Here is a 15,080-nt window from a genome sequence, read left to right on the forward strand (position 1 = left end):
TCTGACTGATGAAAACTATTGCTACCGCTATCGCGCTTTCATTGGGCCTGACGGCCTGTTTCGCTCAGGCAGCTGACGCTATTCCAACGCAAAAAGTGGATCAGGCACTGCACGATCGTCTGCCTGCAGAAATCAAAAGCAGCGGAAAAATGATCTCGGTAAATAACGGATCCTTTCCTCCGTATGAGATCGTCAATGGTCCGCACTCCATGGACGGCGCTTCTGCCGATCTGACTGAAGCGCTGGCGCAGCTGCTGGGCGTGAAGATTGAGCATGCCACCGTCAGCGGTTTATCGGGCGTGCTCACTGGCATTAACTCTGGTCGCTATCAGATGGCGATTGGGCCAATAGGCGATTATCCGGACCGTCAGCAGAAGGTTGATTTTATCGACTTCGTGCAGGAGTTCGTGGTGTTTGGCGTGCAGAAAGGCAATCCATCGAAGATTAATGGACTGGAAGATACCTGCGGTAAGCGCATTGCGGTGATGGCGGCCGGTTCGGCAGAACAGGTGATTCGCAAGCAGTCTGATGCTTGTGTCGCTGCGGGCAAACCGGCGGTGGTGGTGCAATCGTTTACCGATCAGCCGTCATCGATTCTTGCCGTGCGTTCCAAACGGTCCGATGCCTTCTTCTCCTCACAGGCACCGCTGACTTACTTTATCGAACAGGCCAATGGTCAGCTGGAACTGTCAGGCAAAGGCAAGAAAAACGGCTTTGGCGACATTTTCCAGGGCACCGTAGTACCGAAAGGATCCGAACTGGGCAATGTGGTACTGGATGCTTACAAAGAGTTGTTTAGCAACGGCACCTATGCGGCAATTATGAAGAAGTGGAAATTAGACGGTAACGTATTGCAGCAGCCGGGACGTAACCTGGCGCAAGGGGCAGCAAAATGAGTCCGGTCACCAACAATTCGCGAGCCAGGGATAAGGCCGACGTGCAGCAGCGCGATGTGGCTTTTGCCCGCAGTGCGCCCACTTATGGGCGCTGGATCTCATGGATTGTGGTGCTGGTTATCGCCGCGAACTTTCTCTGGTTGGTGGCGACCAACCCCAATTTCGAATGGAACGTGGTGCTGCAGTGGTTTACCGAAGCTTCGGTGATGAAAGGCCTGCAGGTCACGCTCGGCTTGACGGTGGTGTCGATGATTCTCGGCACGTTGCTCGGGCTGCTGCTGGGCGTCTGGCGTCTTTCGGAAAACAAATTGCTGAGTGGCTTGTCATCGCTCTACATCTGGTTTTTCCGTGGTACGCCGCTGCTGGTGCAGCTGATCTTTTGGTACAACATGTCGACGCTGTTCCCAACCATTTCGATCGCTCTGCCATGGACGGAAATCACTTTTGCCAGCTGGAACACCAACGATCTGATCACGCCGCTTACCGCTGCGATTGCCGGATTGGCGCTCAATGAAGCAGCCTACATGGCTGAGATCATCCGCGCCGGGCTGCTGTCTGTGGATAACGGCCAGGTCGAAACCACCCAGGCATTTGGCATGAGCCGCAGTCGTGCGCTGCGCCGCGTAATCATTCCGCAGGCGATGCGTTCGATTATCCCGCCAACGGGCAACCAGCTGATCAGCATGATCAAAGCGACGTCGCTGGTGAGTGTGATTGCTATGGGCGATCTGTTGTACTCGGTGCAGGCGGTTTATAACCGCACCTTCGAAATTATTCCAATGCTGATGGTCGCAGTGATTTGGTATCTGTTTATCACCTCGATTCTCAACGTCGGCCAGTCGGCAATCGAGCGTTACTACGCGCGTGGTACCACCCGCACGGTGGTGAATAAACGTCGTGTTGCCGCGACCGAAGCCGCGCCAGTCGCCGCGCACCGTCTGAAGGAGGATATATGAGTGACGTTCAGCCGTTGGTGCGTGCACGTAATGTGCAGAAGAGTTATGGCGATAATGAAGTGCTGAAAGGCATCGATCTCGATGTGTTTCCCGGTGAAGTGGTGGTGATCCTGGGACCATCGGGTTCGGGTAAATCCACCTTTTTACGTTGCATTAACCATCTGGAAGATATGAATGCCGGTTCGATTATGGTGGGCGACGATCAGATCGGATACGAACTGAAACGCGGTATTTTACATCGTTTATCGGCGCGTAAAATTGCTCATCAGCGCCAGAAAATTGGCATGGTGTTTCAGCAGTTCAACCTTTATCCGCATATGACGGTATTGCAAAACATCATCGAAGCACCGATTGGCGTGCACAAGTTTTCGCGGCAGGACGCGCTAAAGCATGCAAATGAACTACTGGCGACCGTTGGATTGAGTGACAAAGCCGATGCCTGGCCGCGTCATCTTTCGGGTGGTCAGCAGCAGCGTGTGGCAATTGCGCGTGCGCTAGCGATCAAACCGGCGTTGATGCTCTTCGATGAGCCGACTTCAGCGCTCGATCCTGAGTTAGTCGGTGAAGTGCTGTCTACCATGCGTACGCTAGCCGATCAAGGTCTGACCATGATTGTGGTGACCCATGAAATTGGTTTTGCGCGTGAGGCTGCCGATCGCGTGGTGTTTATGGATGGTGGCGTAGTGGTGGAGCAGGGCAGTCCGGAGCAGGTGATTGGTAACCCGCAGCATCCGCGTACGCAGGCGTTTCTCAGCCGCTTTATTTAAGTGGGCGGTCTCACTCTGTTACAGATTGCAGTTGAGACCGTCTATAAACTGCGCGTTAATAGTCAGGTCCGTTTTTCACATTGGTTGAAAGGTAAATTATGGAAGGTATCAGTATTGCCAAACTGCTGATCATCGGTGCGCTCATCGTACTGCTTTTTGGCACCAATAAGTTACGTTCACTGGGTGGCGATCTGGGTTCCGCAATCAAAGGCTTCAAAAAAGCCATGAAAGATGATGAATCCGGCGCATCTAAAAGCAGCGCTGAAGAAGTGCCTGCTGAACGTGTCAGCCACAAAGAGTAAGCTCTGCGCCGAACGTCAATAAGTGTAAATATTTATTACGTTAATAAAAAACCAGGCTGTTGCCAGTCTGGTTTTTGTTTTTGTAGCTTAATGCCACATAGCGCTGGCCATTTCCAACTCATCCATATCAAAAATCGCAACCTTATGCATTGGCTCCATCACGCCCAATCCATGCAGAAACGCTCTGATATCGGGCATCTGGTCAATCAACACTTGTGGCAATAACGTGACAAGCGGTTCTTCCTCCTGAGTGACTCGTTCGATAAAAGCCAAATCCATCTTGTCACTTTCGCTGTCATCAGCGGGCAAAATAATCTCGCCAATTTTAGCTTCGATGATAAAAGGGAAATCGGTTTTACTGCCCATTACACCTTGTGGGCTAATCGGTACTGCACTGAAGGTATGCTGAATTTCCGGAAGCTGTGCGGGCAGATCAAATTGCCAATAGCCTGCGTCATCGATCTCAGTGCTGCCAATCAGCACATCATCAAGATAGAAATGCAAAAGGGTGCCAGCAGGTGCCTCACCGCTGAATGTCACGGCATCATTTTCTTGCTGATACTGACCGCGAATGATGACTTCATTTGCCGCGACGCTCTCTGGTTTGAACTGCGTCTGTAAATGAGTTTCGCTGCTGCTTTGCTGAGGCAAAGTGATTACGTCCACGTCTGCCGATTGCTGGCTGGTATAGGGCAGCGAAAACTGTGGTGATGGCGAACTGAAAGTGGCCTGCAGCAGACCGAAGTTCCATTCAGGTTCGGGTAATTGCTGCATTGCGGGTTGCACGGTATCCAGAATGCCCTGCGCAGACGTTTGTACCTCAATTTTTTCGCTCTGAACCGTAACCATGGGAATAGTCGCAATGGACGGCTTTACGGCAACCGGCAGTTGCAGATGTATTTCATCGAAGCGATGCTCAATACTGATAGCGGTGGCAATAAAAGCATTCGCACAAGAGGCATGAGATGACGTATAGGGATTGGTGATGTCCATGGGCGTGGTGCGTGCTTTAAGCGCATCCAGACTCTCTCCTGATGCGCTATAACGTCGCACATCTGAGGATGAAAGTGGTACATCCGGTGCTCGGAAAAATTCGAGCCCCTGTTCATGAAAGGATGTTTGCATTATCTGACCTTCAAAAAATGACACTGAGAAAAGAGAAATAGGCTCTTATGGCCTCAGCGGTTAAAGCGACAGATTTCAGACAGGGATTAAGACTTTTAAGGGGGTTTTTTACGATTGCGCCCTATTAAGAGCGCAATCGTGGGAGGTCATTACTTAACTTCCAGGCCTTTAGCTTGCATATCAGCATGATAAGACGAGCGCACAAACGGGCCGCAGGCAGCATGAGTAAAGCCCATCGCCATGGCTTCTTCTTTCATCTCGTCAAACTCTGCTGGGCTCACATAGCGCTGCACCGGCAAGTGGTGGCGGCTCGGCTGCAAATATTGCCCCAGCGTCAACATGGTGACGCCGTGACGACGCAGATCGCGCATTACTTCGATGATCTCAGCATTGGTTTCGCCCAGACCTACCATCAAGCCTGATTTGGTCGGAATATCCGGATGCGCTTCTTTGAACCGCTCCAGCAGCTTCAGTGACCAATCATAGTTGGCGCCCGGACGAACCTGACGATACACACGCGGCACGTTTTCCAGATTGTGGTTAAACACATCCGGCGGCGTTGCGGTGAGAATTTCCAGCGCGCGATCCATACGACCACGGAAATCAGGCACCAGAGTTTCAATTTTGATAGTGGGGCTTTTCTCGCGAATCGCGCTGATGCAGTCAGCAAAGTGCTGAGCACCACCATCACGCAAATCATCACGATCCACAGAGGTGATGACCACATAACGCAGCGCCATATCGGCGATGGTTTGTGCCAGTTTCAGCGGTTCGTTTGCGTCAGGCATATTCGGACGACCATGCGCCACGTCGCAGAATGGGCAGCGACGCGTACAGATTGCGCCGAGGATCATAAAGGTCGCGGTACCGTGGTTAAAACATTCTGCGAGGTTAGGACAGGAGGCCTCTTCGCACACCGAGTGCAGACCGTTTTTACGCATCGCAGCTTTGATGCCCTGAATACGACTGGAGTCCGCAGGCAGTTTGATCTTCATCCATTCCGGCTTACGCAGAATTTGTTCACGCTCTACCACTACGGTTTTCACCGGGATTAGCGCCATCTTGTCGGCATCGCGATACTTGACGCCACGTTCCATCTGAATTGGTTTACTCATAAATCTGCAGGTTCCGGTCGGGATTGCGATTTGAAAGCTTCCTCACTCAAACTGAGAACCAGGCTTTCAACTTTTTTTGAAAATATGGCAAAAATTATATCATCTCGTCTGCCCATAAGCAGCCGATTAGCCGGTGCAAAAGTTACAATTTTGTAAATACGCACGTACAGTCAAGGTCGGGCCGCGGCATCACGTTGCCATTCCAGTTGGGTAAATCCGCTTAAACGGGCGAAATGCTGCACCAGACGCGGCTGCACGTCGGCAAGCGTGACGCCCGGCTGGAACTGGCTCAGCTGTGTCATCTGCATGCCGGCATAACCGCAGGGATTGATACGCAGGAAAGGCGCTAAATCCATCGCTACATTCAGCGCCAGGCCGTGAAACGAACAGCCTTTACGGATGCGCAGCCCCAGCGAACAAATCTTGTCATCGCCCACATACACGCCTGGCGCATCCGGTCGCGCGCGCGCGTTGATATCATAGTCTGCCAGCGTCGCGATGACCGTTTCTTCCAGTGCGGTGACCAACTCGCGCACACCCATCTTGCGGCGTTTGACGTCAATCAGCACATACATCACCTGCTGGCCCGGGCCGTGATAGGTTACCTGGCCGCCGCGATCGCTTTGTACTACCGGGATATCGCCCGGCATCAGCAAATGTTCGGCTTTGCCCGCCTGACCTTGGGTAAAAACAGGATGATGTTCAACCAGCCAGATTTCATCGGCCGTGTTGCTGTCGCGCTGATCGGTAAATTGATGCATAGCATCGGAGATGGGTTGCCAATCGCGCTGGCCGAGTTGACGAACAAGAAGCGTATTAGCTGACAAAGCGACGTTCCGGTAGAGAGTGGAAGGCAGAGTATAACGCTGGCAAAGCGGACTTTGCCAGCGCCAGCATTACAGCACCATACGCACGATTTCGATGTTGCCCAACTCTTCATACAGGGTTTCAACCTGCTCAATGTGGGTGGCGATGATGGTAATAGAAACAGAGTGATAATTGCCTTTGCTGCTTGGCTTCACATCCGGTTTGTAATCGCCTGGCGCGTGGCGCTGCACCACTTCAACCACTTGATCAACCAGCTCCGGTTGCGCCAAACCCATCACTTTGTAGGTGAAGGGGGTCGGGAATTCGAGCAGTTCATTCAACTTGGTTTTCATATTTTGGCTCCGGTGCTTAAAAAAACAGGCTCCCGCCGTGGCGGGAGCAAAGATAGTAGCTTATTTGGGGGCAAATTGGCGTTTTTTCAAGCGCGCCTTAGCCGAACCAGTGGTGGAACATCAGTTTGATGTAATCGATAATGCGGCCAAAGAAACCACCTTCTTTCACTTCGTTCAGCACCACCAGCGGACGCTGTTCAACAGTTTTGCCATCAAGCTGGAAGTTGATGCTGCCAACCACCTGATTTTTCTGCAGCGGTGCGTGCAGTTCCGTGTTGTTTAACACATAGCTGGCTTTCAGGTCTTTCATACGGCCACGAGGAATGGTCAGATAGGCATCTTTTTCTACACCCAACTGCACGCGATCGCTATCGCCGAACCACACTGGCTCAGAAGCAAACTCTTTGCCGGCTTTCAGCGGTGCCACGGTTTCAAAGAAACGGAAGCCCCACGTCAGCAGTTTCTTGCTCTCAGTTTCACGGCCCTTATAGGTACGACCGCCCATTACGGCTGAGATCAAACGCATCTGGCCTTCAGTTGCGGAGGCGACCAGGTTGTAGCCCGCTGCATCCGTGTGACCCGTTTTGATGCCATCAACGTTTAGGCTGGTATCCCACAGCAAACCGTTACGGTTGGTCTGACGGATATTGTTAAAGGTGAAATCTTTTTCGCGATACACCGCGTACTCATCCGGTACATCACGGATCAACGCTTGGCCGATCAAGGCCATATCGCGCGGCGAGCTATATTGGCCTTCCGCATCCAGGCCGTGTACGGTCTGGAAGTGGGTATTTTTCAGACCCAGTGCGCCAACATAGTTATTCATCAGGTTAACGAACGCGTCCTGACTGCCCGCCACATAATCCGCCATCGCCACGCAGGCGTCGTTACCTGATTGCAGCACGATTCCGCGCGTCAGCTGAGAAACCGGTACACGATCGCCTGGCTTCAGGAACATCAGTGATGAACCTTTGAATACCGGATTACCGGTTGCCCAGGCATCTTTACCCACGGTCACGATATCATCGTTATGGATTTTGCCTGCTTTGACCGCTTGACCAATTACGTAGCTGGTCATCATTTTGGTCAGACTTGCCGGATCGCGACGTGCGTCAGCATTCTTTTCGGCCAGCACTTTGCCGGAGTTATAGTCGATCAGCACATAAGCTTCAGCATCAATGTCCGGTACGCCCGGAATCATAGTCTTAAGATTAATATCGTCCGCAAAAGCGACATGGCTGAGAGAAAGGGCGACCAGTGATCCCACTGTCAGGCGTTTCAGAAAACGAGAAGGTTTCAGCGTATTCATGTTCAGGACTACAACATCCGTGGGTTTAGAGTGAAAAAAGTGCCTAACTATAGCAAACGCCCGATCGGGCGACATCTTGCTTTGCAAATCAGTTTCAGCAGGAAATGTCACTGTCCGTTACATCGATGGACGGGCAGTGGTAATAAATGAGCTCATTTGCGCTTCCGTGTTTAGGCGCTGCTGTAATGCGGCGGCCTCGGCGCGGCTTTTATAGCCACCTAACTGGATGCGATAGACGTTGCCATTGGCTTCAACGGCACCCGGTACGCCAAAGCGTTTACCGAGATTTTCCGCCAGCTGACGTGCGCGCACTGGATCGTTAATGGCACCCACCTGCACCACATAACCGCTGCCGGGATGGGCATTCTGGCTGGTGGTTGGCGTAGCAGTTGCTGCTGGCGCTGGCGCTGAAGAGGTTGTTGGTGCTGACGCGGCAACCGGTTCGTTGCCTTCCAGCACGCCATTGGCTAATGGCTGCGGCGCGCCAAGAAAACCACTGCTCTGTACTGGCGCACCCATGCTGCCATTGCTTTGCAAGGTGCTGTTATCGACGGCGCGGACATCCTGTGGAGGCGGTGCGGGTGTGGCATTGGCACTGCCGCCCATCATAACCATACCGCCGCCAAGGTCTGGACGGGCGGGCAGGGCATAGCTCTGCTTGGCGACGGTTGTACCAATGGTGCCGGGACCAGAAAGTGAGCCATCTGGCGCCACTTTGATGTAGTCAACGCGCACGCGGGTATTGTTGGAGATATTCAGGCGATCGCCTGCCGCACGCGACAGGTCAATAATGCGGCCCGGCGTGTAAGGACCACGATCGTTGACGCGCACCACAATTTGGCGACCGTTAGCGAGGTTAGTGACGCGCACGTAACTTGGCAGCGGCAGCGTAGGATGCGCGGCGGTCATACCTTCCGGATCGTAAGATTCACCGATAGCAGTGCGATTACCCTGCGCTTCGTCACCGTACCAAGTTGCCAGTCCCACTTCGCTGTAGTTTGAAGGATCTTTTATCACGCGGTAGCTTTTACCGTTGACGCTGTAATCCTGGCTGGTGGCAGGGTTGATCGGTTCATAGCGGGGTTCCACGCCAGGAATTTCCACTACCGGGCCGTTATAGGCCGGTTGCGGCGGCGCAGTATTATTCTGCGGTTCCGGTGTGGAACAGGCAGCCAGTACCAATGATGCCAGTGCAACCCCAAGCCAGTCCTTACGCATGTGCAGCCTCTTAAACGCTTTTAGATAACATTTTTCGATGAGTATGGATCGACATCACGATGCCAAATCCAGCCATTAACACAATCAGTGCCGATCCGCCGTAGCTCACCAGCGGCAGCGGTACGCCAACCACCGGTAAGATACCACTTACCATGCCAATGTTAACGAAAACATAAACGAATAAAATCAGCATCAAACCGCCCGCCATCACGCGACCAAAGGTGGTTTGCGCTCGCGCGGCGATAATCAGGCCACGCATAATCAGCAGCAAATAGAGTACCAGCAATAACAACACGCCAACCAGACCGAGTTCTTCCGCTAACACGGCAAAAATAAAGTCGGTGTGGCGCTCCGGCAGAAACTCCAACTGTGATTGCGTGCCATGTAACCACCCTTTGCCGCGCAGGCCGCCGGAGCCGATGGCAATCTTCGACTGAATGATGTGATAGCCGGCACCCAGCGGATCGCTTTCCGGGTCCAGCAACATCATGACGCGGTCGCGCTGATAATCGTGCATCAGGAAGAACCACAAAATCGGAATAAATGCCGCGACCAGCAATACTGCAATACCAATTAGCTTCCAGCTCATACCGGATAAGAACAGCACAAACAGACCGGATGCTGCGATCAGAATCGAGGTGCCGAGATCAGGCTGTGCCGCCACCAGCAGCGTCGGCATGAAAATCAGAATCAACGCGATACCGGTGTTTTTCAGTGTTGGCGGACAAACATCGCGGTTAATAAAGCGTGCCACCATCAGCGGTACGGCTATTTTTGCAATTTCTGAAGGCTGGAAACGCACAAAACCAAGATCGAGCCAGCGCTGTGCGCCTTTACTGATATGCCCAAACGCGTCCACCGCAATCAGCAATATCACGCAGACAATATAGAGATAAGGTGCCCAGCTTTCATAGACGCGCGGCGGGACCTGCGCCAGCACCAGCATGATGACGATGCCCATGGCGATTTGACCAAACTTACGCTCGGTCATGCCGGGATCCTGTCCGCTGGCGCTCCAAATCACGATGGCGCTATATGCCAGCAGGCTGAGAATGAGCAGCATAAACAGTGGGTCGATATGGATGCGTGTCCAGATGGTTCTTTTCTGCGGACTATCGTTCATGGACATCTTTATTCACCTTCGTAGCCGGGCGGCGTCGGTGTCGCTTCGGGCAACACGGTATTATTGTCGCCTAACATTATGTGGTCGAGAATCTGGCGCATCACGGTACCCACAGCTGGCCCCGCACCGCCGTTTTCCAGAATCATGGTGACGGCCACGCGCGGCTTATCATACGGTGCGTAGGCGGTCATTAATTTATGGTCACGCAGACGTTCAGCAATTTTGTGCGCGTTATAGGTCTCATTCTCTTTAAGGCCAAAGACCTGCGCCGTACCCGATTTTGCCGCGATTTTATACGGCGCATCGGCAAAGCTTTTATGCGCGGTACCATTGGCGCGGTTGGCGACGCCATACATACCATCTTTGGCAATTTCCCAATAGCCTGAGTGAATGTCGCCAATCGGCGCATCCGGCACCTGGCGATACGGCACCATTGTTTGGCCTTCACGCGTGGCGCGCAGCAGGTGTGGCACTTTGATCACGCCGTCGTTTATCAGAATCATCATCGCTTTGTTCATCTGTATTGGCGTCGCGGTCCAGTAGCCCTGACCGATGCCCACGGGAATGGTGTCACCCTGATACCACGGCTTCTTAAAGCGCTTCTGCTTCCATTCACGCGTTGGCATGTTACCGGCGCTCTCCTGCGGCAGGTCGATGCCGGTGCGATGACCGTAACCAAACTTGGTCATCCACTCAGAGAGGCGATCAATGCCCATGTCATAGGCGACCTGATAGAAAAAGGTATCCGCCGACTCTTCCAGTGATTTCGTCACGTTCAGACGACCGTGGCCCCATTTTTTCCAGTCACGATAGCGCTTTTCTGAGCCGGGTAGCTGCCACCAGCCGGGATCGAACAGGCTGGTATTGCGGTTGATCACGCCTGCGCTCAGTGCCGACACGGCCACGTAAGGTTTAACGGTGGAAGCCGGTGGATAGGAGGCTTGCAGCGCACGGTTATACAGCGGGCGGTTTTCGTCGCTTAACAGCGCTTTGTAATCTTTGCTGGTGATACCGTCGACAAACAGGTTTGGATCGTAGCTGGGTGTTGATACCAGCGCGAGAATTTCGCCCGTTCGCGGGTCACTGACCACCACTGCCGCGCGGCTGCCGGTCAGCAGGGTTTCGATATATTGCTGTAGCTTGAGGTCAACCGTCAGATAGATGTCACGTCCGGCCTGCGGCGATTGTTCATGCAGTTGACGGATCACGCGGCCACGGTTGTTGACTTCAACTTCTTCATAGCCGGTTTTGCCGTGCAGGACATCTTCATAGAAATTTTCGATGCCCAGCTTACCGATGTCGTGCGTGGCGGCATAGTTCGGCCATTTCCCTTCCTGATCGAGGCGCGTGACGTCGCGATCGTTAATTTTGGAAACATAACCCACAACATGCGTTAGCGTCTGACCGTATGGATAGTAACGGCGCTGATAACCTTTCACTTCTACGCCCGGAAAACGGTATTGATTAACGGCGAAACGCGCTACCTGTACCTCGTTCAAACCGATTTTTACTGGAATAGAGGTAAAGCGGCGCGAGCGTTTACGTTCTTTTTCAAACGCATCGATATCGTCGTCAGTCAGATCCAGAACCGGGCGCAGCGCCTGTAATGTCTGCTTCAGGTTCTCGACCTTCTCCGGCATCAGTTCAGCTTGATAGATGGTGCGGTTGAGCGCCAGCGGCACGCCATTGCGATCAAAAATAATGCCGCGGCTGGGCGCGACGGGGACCAGCTTAATGCGGTTTTCATTGGAACGGGTGCTGTAGTCGTCAAAGCGCAGGATTTGCAGGTGGTACATATTGACCACCAGTACGCTGGAGAGCAGCAGAATGACGACAAAGGCCACCAACGCTCGGCGGACAAAGAGTTTCTGTTCGGCTGTGTAATCGCGAAAGGCGTTGCTCTGTAATTTCATCCGCTACATCTATTGTCTGGGGGTTGTCAGGCGTTTATTCACGATGATAAGGATGATTCGTGGTGATGCTCCACGCACGATACAGACTTTCCGCTACCAGCACTCGCACCAGCGGATGTGGCAACGTGAGTGCTGAAAGTGACCAGCTTTGTTCAGCAGCCGCTTTGCACGCAGGTGCCAGTCCTTCCGGACCACCAATTAACAGGCTGACATCGCGGCCATCCAGTTTCCAGCGTTCAAGTTGCTGCGCCAGCTGTGGGGTTTCCCACGGCTGTCCGGGAATATCCAGCGTAACGATGCGATTGCCTTTGCCCACGGCGGCCAGCATCGCTTCACCTTCTTTTTCCAGAATGCGTTTGATGTCGGCGTTTTTGCCACGTTTACCGGCAGTCACTTCGATCAGTTCAAAAGGCATATCCTTCGGGAAGCGGCGCAGATACTCCATGAAACCGGTCTGAACCCAGTCGGGCATTTTGGTGCCGACGGCTACAAGCTGCAGTTTCACGGTTTAACTCCAGAGTTTTTCCAGCTCGTACAGCTGGCGGCTCTCTGCTTCCATTACGTGCACAATCACGTCACCCAGGTCAACAACCACCCAATCGGAGGCCGTTTTACTGTCAACGCCCAGCGGCTTCAGGCCCGCAGCGCGCGATTCCTGTACCACGTGATCGGCGATAGAGGCGACGTGACGTGTAGACGTGCCGGTGCAAATAATCATGCAATCGGTGATGCTGGATTTGCCCTGAACATCAATCGCAATGATGTCCTGGCCTTTGAGATCATCAATCTTATCAACAACGAACTCTTGGAGTGCTTTACCTTGCAAAAGGTTCCCCTTAAAAACAGGTGATTATGGACGGGCTAGCGATTCGAGAAAGGTAGCCGAAAATGAAGCGGCGCAGTATAGCATGCTGCCTTTAGCTGCGATATAAGCCAACGCTATCGATATAGCCGATAACCGTTTCAGGCAGTAAGTCCGCGCAAGAGGCGCCGTTATGGCGACGCTGACGAATTTCCGTGGCGGAGATGTCGAGTAGCGGCGTATCCGCCAGCCAGATGTATCCCGCAGGCGAGTGATGTAACTGCTGGACATGATCGGCAAGATGAGCCTCAAGCCACTGCTGCATCTCTGGGGTTTCCATCTGCGTTGCATAACCTGGACGCTTACATACCAGTAAATGGCATAGCGACAGCAGATCCTGCCAGCGATGCCATTTGGCTAACGTTAGCAGAGAATCCTGACCAATGATAAACGCGAGGGGCTGTTCTGCTCCCCGTTCCACACGCAACGCTTCCAGCGTGGCGACGGTCCAGGAAGGCGTTTCACGCTCAAGTTCGCGCGTATCAATATCAAATAGCGGGCGATCGGCGATGGCACAGCGCAGCATCTCAACGCGCTGCTGCGCGCTCGCTTCCGGCTGCGGACGGTGCGGCGGCACATTGTTTGGCAGCAGCGTGACCTTTTTCAAACCCACCTGCTGTGCCAGCGCTTCTACCGGGCGCAAGTGGCCGTAGTGAATCGGATCGAAGGTGCCGCCAAACAGGGCGTAAAGTTTAGACATCGGTAAAGCTCAGTGGGAAATCGCGGTGACACAGGAGTAGCGACAGCGTTTCCAACTGCGGCCACAGATTTTGTCCGTAATCCTGCTTCATGCTGAGCTCCAGCTCTGCCAACAAATGCACCGCACGCTGTAAGCGCTGTGCATCAAGGCGCTGCAGCGCTTCGGTAAACAGGGCACGACGATTTTGCCAGATACGTTGTTGATCCATCAGCGTGCGCAGCGCTTGTTTCGCCTGATTACGTTGCAAATGCAGCAGCGTGAGCAAATCGCGTTGCAGCGTGCGCAGCAGAATCACCGCTTCGCTGTCCTCTTTCTCCAGCTGATGCAGGATGTGCAGGGCGCGTTTACTTTTTCCCGCCAGCAGCGCATCGACCCAGTGGAACGGGGTAAAGTGCGCGGCATCATTGACGGCGGCTTCGACGCGCGGCAGCGTCAATTTTCCATCTGGCCACAACAGCGATAAGCGTTCCAGCGCCTGCGACAGTGCCAGCAGATTACCTTCGTAGCAGTAGCAAAGCAGCTGTATCGCCGCATCATCCACACTCAGCTTCATTGCTTTGGCGCGGCTGATCACCCAGCGCGGCAGTTGCGCCTGCTCGGGCGTCTGACACGGTACCAGCACCGCCTGCGCGCTCAATGCTTTAAACCAGGCGCTGTTCTCCTGCGCTTTGGTCAGTTTCGCCATGCGCAGCACCAGCAGAATGTCGCTGTGCAACAGCGTAGCCAGTTTTACTAACTGCTCGGCGATAGCGGCGTTTGGGCCGCTTTCTGGGAGCTGTAGCGTCAGGGTTTGGCGTTGAGTAAACAGGCTGAGCGATTGGCAGCTGACGAAAATCGCATCCCAATCCGTTTGCGCATCGATGGTGATGCTGAAATGCTCTTCAAATCCCTGTGCTGTGGCGGTTGCACGGATAGCATCCGCGCTTTCCTGAATCAGCAAAGGTTCGTTACCGGTGAGAAAATAACAGGCGCGCAGCCCCTCTCGAAGCTGCGCGCTCAGTTGTTCAGGATAAATCCTGATCATTGCAGACTGGTGGCTGACGAAGAAGACACTTCCGGTGAGTTCTCTCCCGGTGCAATCGTCTCAGGCTGCGGCAAGGTATCTTTGTTGCTTTCCTGCGCGGCGTGCACGGTCAGCAGTTTACGGACTAACTGCTCAGCCGCGCGCTGACGCATCTCTTGCACGATCATATCCTGCTCGGCATCCTTTGCCAGTGCGGCATTCGGGTTGTCGAAGAAGGAGCGATACACGGTGGTGCTGATCGGGTAGATACCTTTCCCCGGCAGCAGCACCTGTGCGGTTACCGTCATCACCAGCGAGTACTCTGCGGTGGTTCCGCTAATAAACACCGAAGCGGTATCACGTCCCTGGGCTTCAGCACCCAAGCGCAGCGTTGGGTATTTGGCGCTGGCCGCTTTGCTGTCTTCAATGACGTTCACATTGTTGATGCGCAGCTGCTGGCGCACTACGCGCGACAGCGGGCCATAAGGATCGCCGCTCTGGACGATAAGTGTTTTCATTTCGCTCGGCACCGATGTGGTGCCGCGCGGGTGAAAACCACAGCCGGCGGTAATCATTACCGCAAGCAGGACAAACAGCCTGATAATCAGTTGTCGCACAGTTCCTCCTGAAC

The 15,080-nt window shown here is 53.6% G+C and carries 17 protein-coding genes; 4 read left to right on the forward strand and 13 right to left on the reverse strand.

Features of this window, described 5'->3' with window-relative positions:
• The first annotated feature begins 8 nt into the window (after window positions 1–8).
• From ACRQ84_RS01340 to tatE, 4 genes are all read left to right on the forward strand, one after another.
• Window positions 9–896, forward strand: a complete 888-nt coding sequence (locus tag ACRQ84_RS01340) for an ABC transporter substrate-binding protein (protein WP_483816986.1) — start codon at window positions 9–11, stop codon at window positions 894–896.
• Window positions 893–1,852, forward strand: coding sequence for an amino acid ABC transporter permease (locus ACRQ84_RS01345; protein WP_483816987.1), 960 nt, complete (start codon window positions 893–895; stop codon window positions 1,850–1,852). Before ACRQ84_RS01340 ends, ACRQ84_RS01345 begins: the two co-directional genes overlap by 4 nt.
• A complete protein-coding gene (locus tag ACRQ84_RS01350) occupies window positions 1,849–2,619 on the forward strand; it encodes an amino acid ABC transporter ATP-binding protein (protein ID WP_064740540.1) in 771 nt (256 codons plus the stop codon). Before ACRQ84_RS01345 ends, ACRQ84_RS01350 begins: the two co-directional genes overlap by 4 nt.
• A gap of 98 nt (window positions 2,620–2,717) precedes the next feature.
• A complete protein-coding gene (tatE, locus tag ACRQ84_RS01355) occupies window positions 2,718–2,921 on the forward strand; it encodes a twin-arginine translocase subunit TatE (RefSeq protein ID WP_064740541.1) in 204 nt (67 codons plus the stop codon).
• 87 nt (window positions 2,922–3,008) lie between these two features.
• On the opposite strand, the gene ACRQ84_RS01360 is transcribed toward tatE, so the two are convergent.
• From ACRQ84_RS01360 to lptE, 13 genes are all read right to left on the reverse strand, one after another.
• Window positions 3,009–4,070, reverse strand: coding sequence for a hypothetical protein (locus tag ACRQ84_RS01360; protein ID WP_483816988.1), 1,062 nt, complete (start codon window positions 4,068–4,070; stop codon window positions 3,009–3,011).
• A gap of 125 nt (window positions 4,071–4,195) precedes the next feature.
• Window positions 4,196–5,161: a lipoyl synthase gene (gene lipA / locus ACRQ84_RS01365; protein WP_064740543.1), complete on the reverse strand. Its 966-nt coding sequence runs from the start codon at window positions 5,159–5,161 to the stop codon at window positions 4,196–4,198.
• 170 nt (window positions 5,162–5,331) lie between these two features.
• Window positions 5,332–5,988, reverse strand: a complete 657-nt coding sequence (gene lipB, locus ACRQ84_RS01370; protein ID WP_483816989.1) for a lipoyl(octanoyl) transferase LipB — start codon at window positions 5,986–5,988, stop codon at window positions 5,332–5,334.
• Window positions 5,989–6,057: 69 nt separating this feature from the next.
• Window positions 6,058–6,321: a DUF493 family protein YbeD gene (gene ybeD / locus ACRQ84_RS01375; RefSeq protein WP_008103691.1), complete on the reverse strand. Its 264-nt coding sequence runs from the start codon at window positions 6,319–6,321 to the stop codon at window positions 6,058–6,060.
• Between the two features lie 97 nt (window positions 6,322–6,418).
• The gene (gene dacA, locus ACRQ84_RS01380; protein WP_064740545.1) at window positions 6,419–7,630 is read right to left on the reverse strand and encodes a D-alanyl-D-alanine carboxypeptidase DacA; all 1,212 of its coding nucleotides are present in this window, start codon (window positions 7,628–7,630) and stop codon (window positions 6,419–6,421) included.
• A gap of 117 nt (window positions 7,631–7,747) precedes the next feature.
• Window positions 7,748–8,848: an endolytic peptidoglycan transglycosylase RlpA gene (rlpA, locus tag ACRQ84_RS01385; RefSeq protein ID WP_483816990.1), complete on the reverse strand. Its 1,101-nt coding sequence runs from the start codon at window positions 8,846–8,848 to the stop codon at window positions 7,748–7,750.
• Window positions 8,849–8,858: 10 nt separating this feature from the next.
• The gene (mrdB, locus tag ACRQ84_RS01390) at window positions 8,859–9,971 is read right to left on the reverse strand and encodes a peptidoglycan glycosyltransferase MrdB (RefSeq protein WP_064741197.1); all 1,113 of its coding nucleotides are present in this window, start codon (window positions 9,969–9,971) and stop codon (window positions 8,859–8,861) included.
• An 8-nt stretch (window positions 9,972–9,979) separates the two neighbouring features.
• Complete coding sequence (gene mrdA / locus ACRQ84_RS01395) at window positions 9,980–11,884, reverse strand: peptidoglycan DD-transpeptidase MrdA (RefSeq protein WP_064740547.1); 1,905 nt, start codon at window positions 11,882–11,884, stop codon at window positions 9,980–9,982.
• 34 nt (window positions 11,885–11,918) lie between these two features.
• Window positions 11,919–12,389, reverse strand: coding sequence for a 23S rRNA (pseudouridine(1915)-N(3))-methyltransferase RlmH (rlmH, locus tag ACRQ84_RS01400; RefSeq protein WP_008103678.1), 471 nt, complete (start codon window positions 12,387–12,389; stop codon window positions 11,919–11,921).
• Window positions 12,390–12,392: 3 nt separating this feature from the next.
• Window positions 12,393–12,710 carry a ribosome silencing factor gene (gene rsfS / locus ACRQ84_RS01405; protein ID WP_064740548.1) on the reverse strand — a complete coding sequence of 106 codons (318 nt, stop codon included), beginning with the start codon at window positions 12,708–12,710 and terminating at the stop codon, window positions 12,393–12,395.
• A 91-nt stretch (window positions 12,711–12,801) separates the two neighbouring features.
• Complete coding sequence (gene nadD, locus ACRQ84_RS01410) at window positions 12,802–13,446, reverse strand: nicotinate-nucleotide adenylyltransferase (RefSeq protein WP_483816991.1); 645 nt, start codon at window positions 13,444–13,446, stop codon at window positions 12,802–12,804.
• Window positions 13,439–14,470 carry a DNA polymerase III subunit delta gene (gene holA, locus ACRQ84_RS01415; RefSeq protein ID WP_483816992.1) on the reverse strand — a complete coding sequence of 344 codons (1,032 nt, stop codon included), beginning with the start codon at window positions 14,468–14,470 and terminating at the stop codon, window positions 13,439–13,441. Before holA ends, nadD begins: the two co-directional genes overlap by 8 nt.
• Window positions 14,467–15,066: an LPS assembly lipoprotein LptE gene (gene lptE, locus ACRQ84_RS01420; RefSeq protein ID WP_064740551.1), complete on the reverse strand. Its 600-nt coding sequence runs from the start codon at window positions 15,064–15,066 to the stop codon at window positions 14,467–14,469. The genes holA and lptE overlap by 4 nt, the downstream gene beginning before the upstream one ends.
• Between the last annotated feature and the right edge of the window lie 14 nt (window positions 15,067–15,080).

The sequence above is a fragment of the Pantoea sp. E2023-21 genome (assembly GCF_051302795.1).
GTDB classification, from domain to species: Bacteria; Pseudomonadota; Gammaproteobacteria; order Enterobacterales; family Enterobacteriaceae; genus Pantoea; species Pantoea ludwigii_A.

Bases quoted from the DNA above. Each gene is read 5' to 3' on its own strand.
- mrdA (WP_064740547.1), bottom strand. From the start codon at position 11,884: ATGAAATTACAGAGCAACGCCTTTCGCGATTACACAGCCGAACAGAAA.
- ACRQ84_RS01340 (WP_483816986.1), top strand. From the start codon at position 9: ATGAAAACTATTGCTACCGCTATCGCGCTTTCATTGGGCCTGACGGCC.
- lipA (WP_064740543.1), bottom strand. From the start codon at position 5,161: ATGAGTAAACCAATTCAGATGGAACGTGGCGTCAAGTATCGCGATGCC.
- dacA (WP_064740545.1), bottom strand. From the start codon at position 7,630: ATGAATACGCTGAAACCTTCTCGTTTTCTGAAACGCCTGACAGTGGGA.
- mrdB (WP_064741197.1), bottom strand. From the start codon at position 9,971: ATGAACGATAGTCCGCAGAAAAGAACCATCTGGACACGCATCCATATC.
- holA (WP_483816992.1), bottom strand. From the start codon at position 14,470: ATGATCAGGATTTATCCTGAACAACTGAGCGCGCAGCTTCGAGAGGGG.
- ACRQ84_RS01350 (WP_064740540.1), top strand. From the start codon at position 1,849: ATGAGTGACGTTCAGCCGTTGGTGCGTGCACGTAATGTGCAGAAGAGT.
- tatE (WP_064740541.1), top strand. From the start codon at position 2,718: ATGGAAGGTATCAGTATTGCCAAACTGCTGATCATCGGTGCGCTCATC.
- rlpA (WP_483816990.1), bottom strand. From the start codon at position 8,848: ATGCGTAAGGACTGGCTTGGGGTTGCACTGGCATCATTGGTACTGGCT.
- ybeD (WP_008103691.1), bottom strand. From the start codon at position 6,321: ATGAAAACCAAGTTGAATGAACTGCTCGAATTCCCGACCCCCTTCACC.
- nadD (WP_483816991.1), bottom strand. From the start codon at position 13,446: ATGTCTAAACTTTACGCCCTGTTTGGCGGCACCTTCGATCCGATTCAC.
- ACRQ84_RS01345 (WP_483816987.1), top strand. From the start codon at position 893: ATGAGTCCGGTCACCAACAATTCGCGAGCCAGGGATAAGGCCGACGTG.